Here is a 16306-nt window from a genome sequence, read left to right as displayed (position 1 = left end):
AAAACCCCACCCTCACCCTGATCCCCCCTCCTGCCTCCCCCCGCAAAAGAGGGGGGAGGGATTTGGAAGGAATTTAATTGCAGCTCTCCCTGAGGGAGAGGGGGCTATGTTGATTCCCGCCCCTTCAAGGGGAGGGGTAGGGTGGGGATGGGGTTGATTTTCGGATGAACCCTCATGAGCGGGGCGCTCACAAAGGGGGATGAAAATTCTGTACAATGGTTTTCGTAGCGTTGGGGTTTATCCCCAACGTCTCAGAAGGCTAACTTGGAGGTCTACGGTAGATGAGCTTTAGACGTCGGGGATAAACCCCGACGCTACATTTCTCAGAATGACAGCCAAGGTGTCATGGTGAGCCTGTCGAACCATGACGGGCAATTAGCGGAGATTTTCGGGTGAACTGTCATGAAACGGAGGTTTCACAAAGGAGGATGAAAACCACCCCCCCAAGCCCCCCCTTGTTAAGGGGGGGGAAAGTTCCTTTGGTGCTCAATGGCCAACGGCAATCCCCCCCTTTGTTCAAGGGGGGGCATGGGGGGGTTATTTTCGGATGAACCCTCATGAGCGGGGCGCTCACAAAGGGCCATGAAAATCAACGGGACAAGAATATCCCGCCTATCCTCATAGATATGGGTAGGCGGGGTTTTCTTACCCCGCCGGAAGGGATTTTCGGATGAACGCTAAAAGCGAACGCTTAATGATAAACCTGCATTGTGTGCAGTATATCCTCCCCCGCCGCCGACTGTTGGAAGTGGGGTAGACAGGAGGTCCTTCAGTTGTTGCTGTTCTTCCGCCGTTAACGGCGCAAGGTTTGTACGATTTATTGCATAGGAAAAAGTATAGCTGAAAGACAATGAAACATCTTCTGAAAAAGAGACGCTAAGCCCCCCATTCATTCCCTCACTTACATTACTGCGGTATCTCTGAAAAAGTGTTGTTGAATCCGGGTTACTGTAGTTTATAAAGCTTCTTGAGTAGCTGAGGCTCAGGTTTAAAAAAGAAAAAAAGTGGTGGCCGTAACTTAAAGAAACAGCATGCGTCCTGTTTGCATAATTACTGCCTATGGGATCAAGATTTTGATATATGCTGAATCCATAACTACCGGTTAATGAATCCCGTGCAGACATTTTTTGTGAGAGTGACAGATTCAGATTATGTTGGTTTGCATTACTTAATTTATTTACAAAAGACCTTGTGTTGGAAAAAGAATATGCAAGGGTAGCTGACGATGGTATTCCTCCCGGATTTGTCCCTGCATTTCCAGAGAAATGAGTCGAGACAACAGTCGGTTTCCCTTCAAAAAAGGATGCGCTATATGTTCCGGAGCCTGATAAGGTATATTTATCCAGAAAATTACGGGTTCCGTTTAAGGCAGCGGAGTATGAATTCCCCTTAAATTGGCTTTCATAATAAATGGCTTCACTACCGGATAGTACAGTAGATATATTCCAATTTTTTCGGCGAAGCATTGTATAGCTCAACCCAAGGTTATAATTGGAGTTTGCACTTGACTGTGCCTTAGAGCGGAAGGCTATGTTTGAATTGTAGCTGTGACTCATAGAAAAACTACCCCACCATGCCTTCAGATTTTTAAGTCGTTCCCCGGCTGTTGCCGCCTCCGGAGAATCTTTATTAATTAGGATCGCCTGCTCATAGTTGTTTCTTGCCTCTTCATATTCGCCCTCCTGCATCAACATATCCCCAAGTTGAAGATATATCGCCGCAAATTTTGGATTAATAGCGATAACCTTCTTAAAAGCCGCCTTAGCCTCATCTATAATCCCTGACCTATTCAGAATAATACCGAGATAATAATATCCCATATAGTTGGATGGATGAGTGACTAATAGAGACTCAATAGACTTCCTCGCATTATCCCATTCCCTTTTTTCCATAAAACCTATTGCTTCCTTTAGGCGTAAGGTTAATTCCTCGTTTTCCTTCAGAGAATTGATCCTATCCTGTGCTATCTTTGCCTCTTTACCCTCTTTGTCAATCTCTATGACTTTACGTAATGCATCTCTTGCCTCATCAAACTTCCTCATCTTTTCATAAACTAATCCAAGTTGAAAGTAGGCTATTGTATAATCAGGAACAATGGTAACTGCCTTTTTTAGAGATGACACTGCCTCGTCAGGACTATTTAGACGGTCATAAAGAACACCCATATTGAAAAGTGCAAGCGGCTCATCAGGAGAAACATCAAGGACTGCCTTCATTTCTATCAGGGATGCCTCATAATTCCCTGATAGAAGATACTTTTTACCACGGTCATAATGTACCTGTAATGTTAATCTCTGCACCTTCTCCTCTGCCTTTTTTCCCTTTGGTGTCTCTTTATCCTGATCTGCCAATATGCGGTATTGATCTAATGCCTTTTCATACTCCCTCATCAATTCATAAGTATTTGCAAGGAAGAAACGAGCCTTTATATCCTTTGGAGATAAACTCAACAGTTTTTCCAGGGTAGAGGCAACATCCTGATAACGATTTGCACGCTGATATAAAGCAGCGAGGGTCATCAGGAGTTTTGTATCCCCCTTCTTCCTCATTAAAAAACCTTCTATCTCTTTTATGGCACTGTCAACATCTTTGTTTTTAAGAAGCTCCTTAACCTCGTTGGCTACCTCCTCCTCTACATTCACAGAATTAATGAGTTCAATACGCTCCCTTGCCTTAGTAGCCTCTTCTGCCTTTTCATCTATAGCAATAGTCTTTTCATACTCCTCAACCGCTTCCTTATATTTCGCCATATCATCATATACAACCCCAAGCTGGTAGTATGCCTTTTGAAGTTTTGGGTCAGCATCAATCGCATGTTTTAATGCCTCGATAGCCTGGTCATTCTGTTTAAGTTTATAATGGATTAAACCAAGATTGAAATGTGCATCCGGATTATCAGGCTCTGCCTCCAACACCTTCTTTGCCTCAGCGAGGGCCTCTGTCCAGAGTTCTTTGCGTATCAATTCTGCCGTCGCCTCAAAATGGCCGCGGGCCTTAAATCGTTTTTCATCTTCTGCGAGCCTTTTCTCAGCCTCCTTTGCCTGAGTAGAATTAGGTGAGAACGAAATAAGCTCTTTAAAAGTCTTTATTGCATTTTCATAGTCACCCTGAGACTCATACACAATCGCAAGTTGTAAACGTGCATTAACATGGTTTGGATTATTTTCTAAAGCCTTCTTAAAGAAATACACAGCCTCTTTAGGTTTTTTTAAAAATACAGAGACCATTCCGGAAGAAAAAAGTGCCTCAGCATCTTCAGGCGTAAGGGATAAGACTATATCCAGTTCCTTAAGCGCCTCTTCATATTGTTTTCCGATAAAAAGCTGGGATGCCTTCTTGAAATGTTCCTTTGATGTAATCCTGTTCAGCCTTTCCCTTGCCTCTTTAACATACTCATTTTCTACACCTGTTTCAATAAGGTCGGTATAAACTTCCCTTGCATTGTTAATCCTCCCCACGTCTTCAAACAGCATACCTATCCTGAGCAGGGCAGGCGGCATGTTAGGCTGAAGATTTAATGCCTTGTTTAATGCATTAAGGGCCGGGGCGAACTGCCGTTTAATATGATACGCAACACCTGAATAGTAAAAGGGTAAGGGGTCCGTCGGATTTACGGATGAAGCCTCTTCAAAGGCCTTTAATGCCTCATCAGGTTTCTTTTCATTCAGAAGCCGGATGCCCCTTTCAAGCGGAGAAGAGACAGTGGGCTGTGCCTCCTCTGCATAGGCGTAGTTATTGCCGGACAGAGATAAGAAGCAAGAAGTAAGAAGCAAGAAGTAAGAAGTAAGAGAAAAAAAGGCAAGAATCAGAACACGAATAAAGCTATTTCTAATTTTTAAGAATATCATAAAGACGTTGAATATATCGGAAATAACCTTTCCAGTCAAAGTTTATCTCATTGTCTCTACCTCCTTTCTTGCTTCTTCCTTCTTGCTTCTAACTTCTTACTTCTCACCTTGTCTTACTCAAAAAAAAGGCCCTTGTTTCCAAGGGCCTTAATATAATCACTATCATGATTACAAGTTAATTCAGAATTATGGATCCGGATGGGTGTGATCACCTTTTGTAAAGGTCTTGTCAATCGTACCATGGGAACCATCATAGTTGTAGATGTAGTCAAACTTCTGACCTGCTCCATCATTGAACCATGAGCTGTATCCCTGAGCTACGCCTTCGCCGCCATTCTTATCAACTGCATGAGGGTCAGCAACTAAAGCACCATCTGCCTTGTGTACCCAATCCCATACATCTGATACTACCCACTGATCAAGTTTCCATGCAGTCATTCCATCAGCCCGAGCTGCAAATGAACCTACACCTTCACCAAGATGTGCACCGGTTAAAGTGTCATCAGCCTGTGCATAGTCACACTGAACGTTTCCACCTGGTCTGTGTGCACCACCTTCGGTAAATCCTGCACCGCTGGCGCAAGCTTGTGTACCGGTAACTCTACCTGCCAACTGGAATATCATGGTCAACTTACCATAGATACCTGTAGTCTCGTCCTTAGCTGACTGACCTACTGTTCCATGATATGAGGTAGACCAATCAGCGATATCCTGGTCTAATGTATCAGCGATGTTAAAATGACGTCCGTATGTGGTAACATCAGTTGTACCGGCCATAACAGTCATGTTATGTCCCTGTGCATTTCCGTTTAAGAAGAGCTGATCTAACCACTGATCGAATGTCCTGTTTGCTATTGAACCGCCTGAAACTGTATCCGTCTTGCTGTCATCAGCACCGACTGCCTGGTATAGGTCATCTAACACAATACCATCCCATGCAATTGCGTCATTACCTGAACCTGGTTCAGTCTGAGGATCAACTGCATAAGCGTTTGCCGGACATGTTCCTTTAGGACCAAACCAATCCGGACATGGCTGTGTATAACGAGGAGCCATCAACGGATAATCAGTAATACCTACTAAACCTGCCTGAAATGGATTTGCATTGGTTGTATAACCAACTGAACCGTCGGCTGCCTCCCAACCAGGAATTGAATCCATTGCAACGCTCTTCAGAATAGAAGAACTAATCTGATATCCACCACTGCCGCCGCCATGTCTGCCTTGTTCTAACATATCAGTTTTCTTGTAGTGGTTACCAGGTGTAGTTGTGTTTTCAATAGTTGTTACAGTACCACCAACATAGCTATTTTGATATGCATGATTTTCTTCAAAGGATGCAGTTCTGGTAGCGCTTGTTGCCATTGCCTGAGCTGCTGTAAATGCAACAGCCCCTGCTACTAATAGAGGAAGTATAAATTTTCTCATTTTTTCTCCTTTTGTCTTAATTGTTATTTTTTTCATTATTACGTTTCACCTCCTTTCATTGTCAGTTTCGCTGTTTTTATTCAGCGTACACGAATAAGGATATTGCAAGGGGTATGCCATAAAACAGTGAATAGTGAATAGTGAATAGTGAATAAATAAAACAAAGCTGTAAAATCAAGAGGTTAGAAAAAATATAGAGAAGCAAGAAGCAAGAAGCAAGAAGCAAGAAAATAGAACATAGTATGTGAATATGTATCAACTTATAACCTAATACCTTTAACAGTGTATATCTTTTATACAAACATAGCCTGCTATAACCATAAATACCATCATAACTCATTGTTTTTATTATAATTATATTAGGTGTGCATAAATGTTACATATAAAAATTTGAAGTGTATAACCTGTAACCTGATATGCGGGAATAACCTGATGGCTGGTGTTGTTATCTTCTTACTTCTTACTTCTTACTTCTTACTTCAGCCTAATCACCTTTCTTCTAAAAATAAAACCTTACCTGCCCCTTTATATCCACTCCCTCTAAGTTTATAAACAATGGGGCAACGCGGCCAACCTTTAGATCTGTATATGTAACCTTATCCCCTGGTTTAATAATATCTTTCTCCAGAGGGTCTACTGTAAAGTACCTGGCATATTTTATCTTTGAGACACCGCCTATAGTATAATCCGCATCCAAGCCTAATGACATCCATTTCTTTATGAAGTATTCCCCGCCTATACCTATGAAGGTTGCATATCCGTATCCCTGTGACAGAGTTTCCGTAACCTTATAGAAATCAAAACCCTCCTCAGGGGCGTAAACATGCAACCACACGTCTGTAGTAAGATATGCCCTTGTTACAGCAAGCACCCCCATCTCCACATAAAGCTTTGAGGCAGGCTTCTCTTCTGCCTTCTTACTTCTATCTTCTTGCTTCTGACTTTCTTCTTGTTTCTGACTTCTTGCTTCTTGCTTCTTGCTTCCGTCTTCTTCCTTCTTACTTCTTGCTTCTTGCCTCTTGCTTCTTTCTTCTGGCTTCCCCTTTTCCTCAAATATCCAGTTCCTCTTAACCCCTATCCATAGTTGATTCAATGAAAGGGAAAACCTTGTTACACGGTCAGAAGGTATTGAAAAACCCACAAAGAATGACCTCACGTCTCTTTTCTCGGAATCATAAGTAGCAACACTATTTCCAATAAACACAGAATACCTGGGATTAATATCAACCTGAAATTGGAGTCCGAACTTTGGGGACTTAGGACTCATCTTAGGCATACCTTCAGGGCTATAGCCCTGATATATGACAGGATATGGTGAGGGTTTTGCTTCTGTATTACGGGGGCCAAGCTCAACCTCTCTATATTTTAAAATATAGTTCAACTCATCAAGCCTCGGCATATAATAACCTGTTACAATAGAAAGGCTGGGCTGAAGGGCAGCGTAGGCAGGGCGGGGAGCTAAAATAGAAGTAAGAAGTAAGAAGTAAGAAGTAAGAAGTAAGAAACGGGAAACAAGACGCAAGAAGATAGAAGCAAGAAAGGATTTCGACTTAATAGGTTTGCCAGTTTTCAAGTAGGCCATTTAACATTTTTCCAACTTCTTTATAATTTTCAGATAATTTCAAATGATTATTGTTGTCAATATACTTACAGTCTAATGCAAAATCTAACCATACTATAGTTTCGCATGTTGAGCCTATTGCATCAACAAGGTGCCGTTTGAAAATATTCTCGTATATTCGCTTTGCCCACCCTTCAGCAATATTTGCAGGTATCGACCTTGAGGAGTTCCTAATCTGGCTGCTCAAGGAATACATTTCCTCTTTTGGAAAACGTAATGTTATATGAAATACCTCCATAGCGAGGCTATATGAAAGTGAGTATACATTTAAATCCCTATAACTCCGTATCGCCATCTTGCCTCTAAAGTCTTATGTCTTATGTCTTATGTCTAACTTCTTACTTCTTACTTCTATCTTCTTACTTCTATCTTCTTACTTCTTACTTCTTACTTCTTGCCTCTTGCTTCTTACTTCTTACTTCTCTCCATGGCTTACCTATAGATAAACCTCGGCCTCACCAAAGCCACCACCGCAGGTAATACAATCAATGTTGACAAAGAGCTTGTAAACATGGCAAGTGGAACTAAAAAACCTTCCATGTGCAAATAATATCCAGTGAACAGAAGCGTAATACCGCCGACGCTCATTGCTGCGGCTACAAAAACAATAGCTTTACCTGCAGTTAAGAGTGTCCTTTTAATTGCCTCATCAATATCTTCTTTCTTACTTCTTGCTTCTTGCTTCTGACTTCTTACTTCTGACTTCTCTTCTTTTTCTTCTTGCTTCTTGCTTCTTGCTTCTTCCCTAAGCCGGTACACCATATAAATCGAATAATCAGCCCCGAAACCGACTGCCATTGCAGAGATGGCCGCAGTACCCACACCAAGCCCTATTCCTGCTATTCCAAGTACCCCAAAGTTCACAAGTACCGCTACACCAAGCGGCAGAAGCACAAGGATACCCCCAATCACAGACCTGAGAACAATGGCGGATATAACAAACACAATCCCTGCTATCTGCAGGATATTCCATATCTTACCTGCCACCATCGTCTGATTGAGCGCCATCATAACAGGGATACTGCCGGCAACACCAACCTTGATGCCGGGAGGGAAGCGATCCCCCCCACCCTGACCCTCCCCCGCAAGGGGGGAGGGAACCGTTGTTTCTTGCGTCTTACTTCTTACTTCTGCTTTTTCATTTCTGACTTCAGCCTTCAGCCTTCCACCTTCAGCCTCATCCTTTCTTACTTCTTGCTTCTTACTTCTTGCTTCTACTCCCCCCCCATATTTATTAACTATATCAATCAACCTCTGCCCTAACACCGTGCTGTCATCCCTTAAAAATACCCAGATAACACTCTTCTGATACTGGTAATCAAGAAACCTGTCCATCTCTCCCTGTGACCCTGAGATAGTAAACAGAAAGAGATATTCTGAAATTGTCTGCTGGTCAGCAGGAATAACACGATATGCAGGGTCTCCGCCATGCATACTCTGATTCATTGATTTAACATAGTCAACAAACGACTGGGTCTTACCGACCTCAGGTACGCTCTCTATCTCTTTCTGAAGGCTCTCTATAGCACGCAGCACTTCAGGATTTTTCAGACTGTCTTCCTTGTCACCTTCTAAATAAACATAAAAAGTCGCAGTTCCCCCGAAGCTCTTATTTAATGCCGCATCATCCTTCCTGAATTGTGTTGATTCAAAGAAAAGCCCTTTCAGGCTATTTATGATAGTTAAGTGTTCAATCCCGTAAACAGAAAAGGCAATAACAACCAAAAGACCAACCCATACAAACCCGCTTCGATGAGTAACAAGACGTGAAATGGAGAGCATAAAGCGGTCGAGTAGCCCACCCCCACCCCGACCCTCCCCCGTCAAGGGGGAGGGAGTTCCTGCTAACTGCTTACTGCTAACTGCTAACTGTCTTTTAGGTGGCTTCATCAACGACCTCGCCGCCGGAATAAATGTCATCTCAAGAATCAGTGCACTCAGGATTCCGAAGGCTGTGAATATACCAAAAGACTGGAATGTCTTTAACTTAAATGTAACAAGTGACGCAAAGCTCGCCGCTGCTACAAGACCTGCTGTTATCATAACAGGCCCTATCTTAGATAGAGAATCCACAACAGCCTTACGGGAGGCGATAACGCCCCAGTGGCGATCATCCTCACCCCCACGCTCCCCCTCACCCTTACCCTCTCCCCAATGGGGAGAGGGATGGGTGAGGGGGGCATTTCCAAGTTCCTCATAGTATCTTTTCAAAATCTGCACAGAATGTCCTGCGGCAACAGCAAGGATTAAGATAGGGGTCATCATATTCCATGGATCAAGAGCTATCTTAAATACACCCATTAACCCTACAGCCCATACCACGCTTAAAAGTGCACAAACTATCGGCAGGATCATCCCCTGTATACTCTGGAATGCAAAATATAGAACTATCATTATCACTATCAGGGCAAGCGGATACACATACTTCGTCATCCTCAATGAATCTGCCTCAAGGAAAGAAAGTGCTATCGGCAAACCGCCAACATATATATCAGTATTTGCGTCTTTATATTTATCAACAATCTCAAGTATCTTTTTATGAATAGTAGAGTCACTTACATACCACTGCTCCCAATTTGCCTCACCACCGCCGGCTCCGCCCCAACCGCCTTCACCGCCACCAGCAGGCCACTTCCCTTGCTCACCCCCACCCTTACCCTCCCCCGTCGAGGGGGAGGGGATTTGTGATGTTGTGCCCTCTCCCGTCGAGGGGGAGGGAGTCTGTGGTGTTGTGCCTTCCCCTGTCGAAGGGGAGGAAGGTGTTTCAGTGTTGCCTCCTTCTTGCTTCTTGCTTCCTGCTTCAGCCTTCAGCCTTCCGCCTTCAGCCTCTTGTTTTCCTGCTTCTTGCTTCTGCTCTGCCCCCCCGCCTTTTTGCCATTTCTTCCAATCTTCCTGCGCATAAGCAGAGGCAACGAGACCACCCCCACCCTTACCCTCCCCCGTCAAGGGGGAGGGGAAAAAGGATAGAGACCCTCCCCCATGGGTGGAACTGGTCTCTTGCTTCTCATTTCTTACTTCAGCCTTCAGCCTTCCGCCTTCAGCCTCATCATTTCTTACTTCTTGCTTCTTGCTTCTAACTTCTGACTGATTACTGCTGACTTCTTGCTTCTGACTTCTTACTTCTGTTTTCTGCTCCCCCCCTGCCTTCTGCTGCCAGTCACTCGCACCACCTTTAAAATCCAGAATAATTGCAGCAACTTTCCCGTCTGCGGAAACTAGGCTGTTTATAAATGCAGGGTTTGAATATACCCTCTCCTTTAATTCTTTCATCCCTTCATCTGTATATTCAATCCCTTCAAGTACACCCTTTATATCAAGTGAATTACCCTCTGCCTTTACATACTTCACCTTTTTGTCTGCAATGCTGACGACATTATTTTCCAGAATACCCGGTATCTTTTTTACTTCTTCATTTATACGCCTTATCTTTTCTATGTCTGAAGGATTGAATATATCTCCATCCTTTGATGCCAGACCTATTAAGACAACACGGCTCCCCCCGAATTGTTTCTCTATCTCATTATTAAGTTTCACATAAGGATGTTCCTGCGGAAGCAGTGCCTTAGGATCCAGTACCATAAACAGGCTTTTGAACTGGTACCCAAAAAACAACGTCGCAAAAATAGTAAGTAAAATAATAGTAACCGGAAAGCGTACAATACGTTGAATATGCTTTTGTAACATTGTCATACTCCTTACTAAATAAAGGGTTCAAGGGGGCAAGGATTCGATTGCACCCTTTTTCTTACTTCTAACTTCTTGCTTCTTGCTTCTAACTTCTTACTTCTAACTTCTTACTTCTTGCTTCTCAAAAGCTGTACTTAACCTCCATATAGGCACGGTCATCATCATCAAAATATCCGAAGAAGTTCAACCTTCCGGGATCAGGCCCTGCGTCACCGGAGAAAATATCAAGCCCAAAAAGGAATGTTATCTTATCTGAATATCTCCATTCAAGTTTAGGTCTGAATAAATACTCATGACGATTAATAAGGGAAATCGCAAGAAGCTGAGGTACCATTGTTCCATAGCGGATCTCCTTCCTTGCAAAAAGAGAGGCTGCATCTTCATGTCTTTTTTGCTGTATATCTTTATGATGATTCAGGATTATATCCTGTGAAAAATTTACAGAAATATCCGCCCCAAAAAGAACTGTTTTCACCCCCATAACATGTTTCCAATAATCCCTTTGAAGCTCGCCGAATGTTCCTCCGGTTGGAGTGCATCCTGTGCACGTTCCCCAATACTTTCCATCCACATAAGCTACTTCGCCTTCAAGGACTATTTTCCCAAAACTCTTTGCAAGCCCAAGCCCGTATTCAGTATTCCTCCTGTATCTTGGGGTAAAATCAACTGTCGGAGAAATGCCGATATTACCGAGACCAAGCCCTGCAACTGACCTGAAGGCAGTCGGGAAGTCATCCCATGTATAAAAATATGTCAATGCAAATTCATACCCACCCAACATACCTGAAGTTCGTAAGCCGCCCTCACTGTTTTTAATAGTCCTCGGGATCCTTACCAGACCGGGAAGTTTCTGAAACTGAGACCATTCGGAACGGAGCGGTGCAGGTTCATGCCCCTTTAAATCTGGAATCCATAAGCCTTCAATAGTAATCGGACCGACATAATAATCGGCCTTTAACATCCACAAAGGTATGTATCTGTCGGAAACATCCCGCAATATATGTTCCTTAAAATCAAGCGGGTTCACATCGTCAAGTATACGCCAGCCTTCTACAATGCCCCACCTGATAATCTGCTTCCCTACCCTGAAGTCCATACTTCCGAAGAAAAGGTCGAAGTAAATCTCCTTGAGGTCAATACCATATTTATCCGTCTGAATCGTCCTAAGGTTTTCTATCTTAGGTTCTGCCCCTCCCGCACCCGGCGGCTGGATGAATGTAAATGCCTTAATTGGTGCAATATTCCCCACATCCTGTATATCATAAGCAAGGTCGTAATAGACCCATGCCCTCGCACTTAGCTTGATACTTGAATTAAACGAATAAGAAGGTTCAACCTGAAGTATATTTAAAATCTTCGCAAATGCAGATGGACTCACATATCTGTAGGCAGTTTCATTCTTAAGGTATCCTCTTACCTCAATATCCTTCAACACCTCTTCATTGAGCCATGTTAATATACCACGGGGAGGTGAAGGAGGTACGGTTTCTTCCATAATCCCCTGAACTGTACCTTCAGCAGGCGGCAATGCAGGGGCTTCTATTTGAGGGCCGGGCTGTGGTGGTATTTCTTCATTTGCAGAAGGCTTGACCTCTGTTGTACCGGCCGGTATAGAAGTGCCTTCTTGTACAGGAAGAGGTGCCTCCTCAGTCTTTATACTTTCAGATGAAGGCGGCTCCTCTCCCCTCACGAACACTGGGTTATAAAACAGGATACTACCTATTAAAGCTATTGCAAGGAAAAAGTTCATGAGTAGATCGCTCACGAAGGGCGGTGAAAATGAGTGGGACAAGAATGTCCCACCTATCCTTGATATATCTCCGGATAGGCGGGGTTTTCTTACCCCGCCGGAGGGATTTTTGAATGACGATGATAACAATATTTTCATGCTGCATAGAATAAATGAAATTATAAGAAATCGTCTGTTAATATTCTATGGTCCCTCCCCGCGTTTCAGCATCCTCTCTGAAAACAGGTCGTCTTTAAATCCATTGTTAACCTTCAGATCACTTATCTCAAATATAGTAGAATGACCTGTCTGCGTATTTTTTACAGTAGCGGCCTTCCATACCCATAGATTGCCGCTCTTCTGCCATGTTATATTCTGAACCTTCAGCGGCTCTTTTTTCTGATCAAAGTACTCTATTTTCACTGTCCTCCAGTCATCCTTCAGTATCCAGAAAATCCTTTTACTGTAAGCTGACCCCTGTTCCTTAGGTCTGCTTTCAACAACATAACATGTCTGCCCATCGCAAGGCTTCTCACCGACAAAATCATGGGTATCCTCATTAAGACGCCTTTGCCCCATATCTGCAAACGTAAGGTCTGACCCCATAAAGGCATCATCCTGACTCCTTGTAGATATTACGCTTACCTTTCTAAGGGCAGGAAGATAAAGCCAGAGGCCGTCAACCTTTCCCTCTTCTGCATAATCCCAGATCAGAAAGCCTGTACCTTTTGAATCCGGGGGATGGGTTGTAAAAAATATTGTCTTACTGTAAAATCCATCTTTTCCCCTGTTATTTTTCCAGTACCTCTTTGTAATAATCTTCTTCTCCTGTCCCTGTGCAGAGATAAGTGTAAGGGTAACTGTAGACTTCTGGTCATCTCCAGCCGGGAGATCTTCTACCTTTTTCATGATATCCAAACCGGTCATTGCAGCATAAGCTGTAGAAGAAAGCAGTATTGAAACTGCAAATAAAAAAAGAAGCCTGATAAAGAAGGATTTGTTTCTGAACATAATCTAATCTCCTTTCCGGTCAAAAAAAACGGATAGATTTACCTATCCGTTTACTATTCACTAAGCACTAATCACTATTCACTGTTGTTATGGTTTTGTTGCAGTCAGAACTCTAAAAGGACTCGGCTGGGTGAGTTTCTTAAATTCAATCCCCCTGAAGCCCGCCTCTTCAAGCCAATCTGTTATTTCTTTTTCAGAATAGGCCGCTCCAGCCGGGGTATGAATAAGCTGATTTACACCGATTAATGCTGAAAGTTCAGGTCCGGTCTTGTCTGCATTAAGCATCTGCTCCTGTAAAATCAAAATACCGCCGCTTACCATTGAGTCATAAGCCTTCTTAAATGTCTTTTTGTTTACATCAGGAGATTCCTGGTTCATCATTGAGGAAAGTAACACTACATCATGACCTGAACCAAAATTGTCTTTTAGGTAGTCACCTTCCATGGTCGTCACCTGGTCTTCGGAATTGTATCTTTTTATAATCTCTCTTGTAATCTTCAGCGTTTGCGGCAGGTCAAAAACGATTCCCTTCATGCCCGGAGTCTTTTTACATAAGAAGATTGTAAATTGCCCCGGCCCGCCGGCAATATCAAGCATCTGCTTCTTACCTTTTAAATCTACTGTATCAGCCAGCAGGTATGCCTGCCCGACACCTCTGTCATGCATGCCCATTATATAATTTCTTGTAGCCTCTTCGCTTATATCATGCGGCTTCTGGATAGCAGGTTTGCCTGTAACCACTGATTCGGGCAATCCAAGCCAAGGTGTGTACCAGTCATCAAACATTGATACAATACCGCCCTGATACCGTTCCCTGCCCTTAACAAGGAAGTAATCAGAAACCTCTGTATTGCTGTACTTTCCATCTTTACGATTTAACAAACCAAGTCCGGTACAGGCTATCAGCAGAATATCCAAGCCACGTTTATCAGCATTACACTGAGCTGCAAGCTCTTCTACTGTTGCCTCCCTGCCGTCAAGTTTCGAAAATACATCCAGCCGGTTTGCTGTATGCAATACCCTTGAACTCCAGTAAGCAGAGGCAATCTTCATAACAAACATGAAGTCAGGGCCGCTGCCCCAAGACCCTTGCGGTTTTTGATCTTCCCCCATTAACACCCCCCTCTCTTTTTTTAGTGGTTAGTGGTTAGTGACGAGTGGTTAGTTAGTTGTAAACAACTTACTATTACTTCGTATTTTTTATACTCCACTAACCACTAACCACTATTCACTAACCACTGTCTTTTAGTGTGCATGTCCATGCGCATGACCGTGTTCGTGGCCCGGTACATGTTCATGTTCATCTTCATCCCCATTGCTTTCAAACTTTTCCCTCTGGGCAACATCAATCTCAGCGATAAGCTCCATCAGCATTGCGGCATGTTCTTTTTCATCCTCAAGCAGGTGTTCAAGGGTATGTACCACCTCACCAGCCGCCGGGAAATCAGCACCACTCATTACCGCCTTCTGGTATTCGAATTTATTTATTAAACCTAAAACCTCTGTCAGGTCATTCCTTAAATCGGCACAAGCCTTTTCAGCCTCCGATAATGTCCCATGAGAATGACCGTGTCCTGCTCCTGATCCTGTTCCACACATGTTGTAATCTCCTTTCTAAAAAAAGTTAAATCTTCTTACTTCTTACGTCTTGCTTCTAACTTCTTACTTCTTGTCACTATTCACTATTTACTATTCACTATTTACTATTCACTGTCTTTACGGTTTGTTCCCCCCCGGCAGCATCCCAAGATAAAAAAGGTTTGCAGCCGTTATACCATAATCAATCCTTGTAGCTGAGCAGGGGCGTATCTGTAGATGCCGGTAGTTAATTAAAGGTATTTGCAATGCCTGTGTCACAGCTACCCTTATAGGCCCCATGTGAGCAACTACCACTACCTTCTTTCTTTTAAACTCATTAACTACTCTCTCAACAATATTATTAACCCGTTTTTGAAGATCTACTATTGATTCACCTCCTTCGGGTGTATAACTAATCGGGTCTTCCTTCCACTTTTTAAGTCCTTCCGGATACTGATTCTCTATCTCACTAAAGGTAAGCCCTTCCCATATACCGAAATCTCGTTCCTTTAGCTCGTCCATAATCTTATACTCTAAATTAAGTGATTTTACAATAGGAGTTGCTGTTTCAATAGTCCTTTTTGATGGGCTTACAAGTACTGCAACAATATCCTCTCCCTTAATCCATTCTCCCAGCTTTTGTGCATATAAGAGCCCCTCCTTATTAAGCTGAGGGCCGTTATCTCCTTTATAAACCTGGTCTTCAGGAAAATCAGTACTACCATGCCTTATAAAGATAATAGTTGTAGCAGGTTCCTTAACACGCATGATAGTAACTTGTACCTTCTCCGCAAGATTTACAAACTATCTTCCCGTCTTTTACCATCTCCTTCCGGCCATTAACAGTCTCCCCGCATATCTCGCATTTAACCTTATATTTCTCTTTATCATTAGCAGGAATATCAACCTTCACATTCTGAATTATGAACAATTCATCTTCAGGCATAACCTTGTAGGCCGCAACCTCTCTTGCTGTCCTGCCGTCCTTATCATTACTGAATTCCCCGGTAACGTATTTATCTATATGGTCCTTTGAAGAGTCCGGGCAGAGAATCCTGATGGCCTTACCGTTTTTAACATTCACGAATGTGGCTGCAACCTTGCCCCAGTCAAGAAATTTAAGGTTCTTCCTGCTGATTCTGCACCCTGTTACTATTGATATGGCATCAACAGGACAGCGGTCTGTTTCAACATAAACAATCATATCTTTTCTCTGAGAACCGGTTGGGTCTGTAATACCAATCTCCCTCATACCCACAAGCCCCATCCTTGTACCAATGACCGTCCCTGCACAGAGATGTCCATGAAAAGCCGCTGTCTTCTCAATGTTATATTCCAAAGTCCTGTCTATCATTCCTGTCTTAAATCTTTTGTTACCTATAATTACTGCCATACAAATCCACC

Annotated in this window: 12 protein-coding genes; 1 reads left to right on the top strand and 11 read right to left on the bottom strand. The window is 43.1% G+C overall.

The window, feature by feature from the left end; translation table 11 throughout:
* Nucleotides 1-677: 677 nt before the first annotated feature.
* The 6 genes from HZA08_04420 to HZA08_04395 form a co-directional block, all read right to left on the bottom strand.
* The gene (locus tag HZA08_04420; protein ID MBI5192674.1) at nucleotides 678-3848 is read right to left on the bottom strand and encodes a tetratricopeptide repeat protein; all 3171 of its coding nucleotides are present in this window, start codon (nucleotides 3846-3848) and stop codon (nucleotides 678-680) included.
* Nucleotides 3849-4034: 186 nt separating this feature from the next.
* Nucleotides 4035-5312 (bottom strand): hypothetical protein, encoded by a 1278-nt coding sequence (locus HZA08_04415; GenBank protein ID MBI5192673.1) that lies wholly within the window; start codon nucleotides 5310-5312, stop codon nucleotides 4035-4037.
* Nucleotides 5313-5775: 463 nt separating this feature from the next.
* On the bottom strand, nucleotides 5776-6858 hold the full coding sequence (locus HZA08_04410; protein MBI5192672.1) for a hypothetical protein: 1083 nt from the start codon (nucleotides 6856-6858) through the stop codon (nucleotides 5776-5778).
* Nucleotides 6827-7135: a four helix bundle protein gene (locus HZA08_04405; GenBank protein ID MBI5192671.1), complete on the bottom strand. Its 309-nt coding sequence runs from the start codon at nucleotides 7133-7135 to the stop codon at nucleotides 6827-6829. Before HZA08_04405 ends, HZA08_04410 begins: the two co-directional genes overlap by 32 nt.
* 194 nt (nucleotides 7136-7329) lie before the next feature.
* Nucleotides 7330-10581: an MMPL family transporter gene (locus HZA08_04400; protein MBI5192670.1), complete on the bottom strand. Its 3252-nt coding sequence runs from the start codon at nucleotides 10579-10581 to the stop codon at nucleotides 7330-7332.
* Between the two features lie 124 nt (nucleotides 10582-10705).
* A complete protein-coding gene (locus HZA08_04395) occupies nucleotides 10706-12334 on the bottom strand; it encodes a hypothetical protein (protein ID MBI5192669.1) in 1629 nt (542 codons plus the stop codon).
* Between HZA08_04395 and HZA08_04390 the strand changes: the two genes are divergently transcribed.
* On the top strand, nucleotides 12333-12617 hold the full coding sequence (locus HZA08_04390) for a hypothetical protein (protein MBI5192668.1): 285 nt from the start codon (nucleotides 12333-12335) through the stop codon (nucleotides 12615-12617). The genes HZA08_04395 and HZA08_04390 overlap by 2 nt on opposite strands.
* On the opposite strand, the gene HZA08_04385 is transcribed toward HZA08_04390, so the two are convergent.
* From HZA08_04385 to HZA08_04365, 5 genes are all read right to left on the bottom strand, one after another.
* Nucleotides 12518-13324, bottom strand: a complete 807-nt coding sequence (locus HZA08_04385) for an outer membrane lipoprotein-sorting protein (protein ID MBI5192667.1) — start codon at nucleotides 13322-13324, stop codon at nucleotides 12518-12520. The genes HZA08_04390 and HZA08_04385 overlap by 100 nt on opposite strands.
* Before the next feature lie 87 nt (nucleotides 13325-13411).
* On the bottom strand, nucleotides 13412-14437 hold the full coding sequence (locus HZA08_04380) for a hypothetical protein (protein ID MBI5192666.1): 1026 nt from the start codon (nucleotides 14435-14437) through the stop codon (nucleotides 13412-13414).
* A 132-nt stretch (nucleotides 14438-14569) separates the two neighbouring features.
* The gene (locus tag HZA08_04375; protein MBI5192665.1) at nucleotides 14570-14923 is read right to left on the bottom strand and encodes a hypothetical protein; all 354 of its coding nucleotides are present in this window, start codon (nucleotides 14921-14923) and stop codon (nucleotides 14570-14572) included.
* Nucleotides 14924-15040: 117 nt separating this feature from the next.
* Nucleotides 15041-15670, bottom strand: a complete 630-nt coding sequence (locus HZA08_04370) for a histidine phosphatase family protein (GenBank protein MBI5192664.1) — start codon at nucleotides 15668-15670, stop codon at nucleotides 15041-15043.
* Complete coding sequence (locus HZA08_04365; GenBank protein MBI5192663.1) at nucleotides 15660-16295, bottom strand: TraR/DksA C4-type zinc finger protein; 636 nt, start codon at nucleotides 16293-16295, stop codon at nucleotides 15660-15662. Before HZA08_04365 ends, HZA08_04370 begins: the two co-directional genes overlap by 11 nt.
* Nucleotides 16296-16306: the final 11 nt, after the last annotated feature.

The sequence above is a fragment of the Nitrospirota bacterium genome, assembly GCA_016212215.1.
GTDB lineage: Bacteria > Nitrospirota > 9FT-COMBO-42-15 > HDB-SIOI813 > HDB-SIOI813 > JACRGV01.
This window is presented reverse-complemented; position numbering and strand designations above follow the sequence as displayed.

What these genes read in the sequence shown, in the direction of transcription:
- HZA08_04375 (MBI5192665.1), bottom strand. Translation starts at nt 14,923, where the DNA reads ATGTGTGGAACAGGATCAGGAGCAGGACACGGTCATTCTCATGGGACA.
- HZA08_04415 (MBI5192673.1), bottom strand. Translation starts at nt 5,312, where the DNA reads ATGAAAAAAATAACAATTAAGACAAAAGGAGAAAAAATGAGAAAATTT.
- HZA08_04380 (MBI5192666.1), bottom strand. Translation starts at nt 14,437, where the DNA reads ATGGGGGAAGATCAAAAACCGCAAGGGTCTTGGGGCAGCGGCCCTGAC.
- HZA08_04385 (MBI5192667.1), bottom strand. Translation starts at nt 13,324, where the DNA reads ATGTTCAGAAACAAATCCTTCTTTATCAGGCTTCTTTTTTTATTTGCA.
- HZA08_04390 (MBI5192668.1), top strand. Translation starts at nt 12,333, where the DNA reads ATGAGTAGATCGCTCACGAAGGGCGGTGAAAATGAGTGGGACAAGAAT.
- HZA08_04400 (MBI5192670.1), bottom strand. Translation starts at nt 10,581, where the DNA reads ATGTTACAAAAGCATATTCAACGTATTGTACGCTTTCCGGTTACTATT.
- HZA08_04420 (MBI5192674.1), bottom strand. Translation starts at nt 3,848, where the DNA reads ATGATATTCTTAAAAATTAGAAATAGCTTTATTCGTGTTCTGATTCTT.
- HZA08_04370 (MBI5192664.1), bottom strand. Translation starts at nt 15,670, where the DNA reads ATGCGTGTTAAGGAACCTGCTACAACTATTATCTTTATAAGGCATGGT.
- HZA08_04395 (MBI5192669.1), bottom strand. Translation starts at nt 12,334, where the DNA reads ATGAACTTTTTCCTTGCAATAGCTTTAATAGGTAGTATCCTGTTTTAT.
- HZA08_04410 (MBI5192672.1), bottom strand. Translation starts at nt 6,858, where the DNA reads ATGGCCTACTTGAAAACTGGCAAACCTATTAAGTCGAAATCCTTTCTT.
- HZA08_04405 (MBI5192671.1), bottom strand. Translation starts at nt 7,135, where the DNA reads ATGGAGGTATTTCATATAACATTACGTTTTCCAAAAGAGGAAATGTAT.
- HZA08_04365 (MBI5192663.1), bottom strand. Translation starts at nt 16,295, where the DNA reads ATGGCAGTAATTATAGGTAACAAAAGATTTAAGACAGGAATGATAGAC.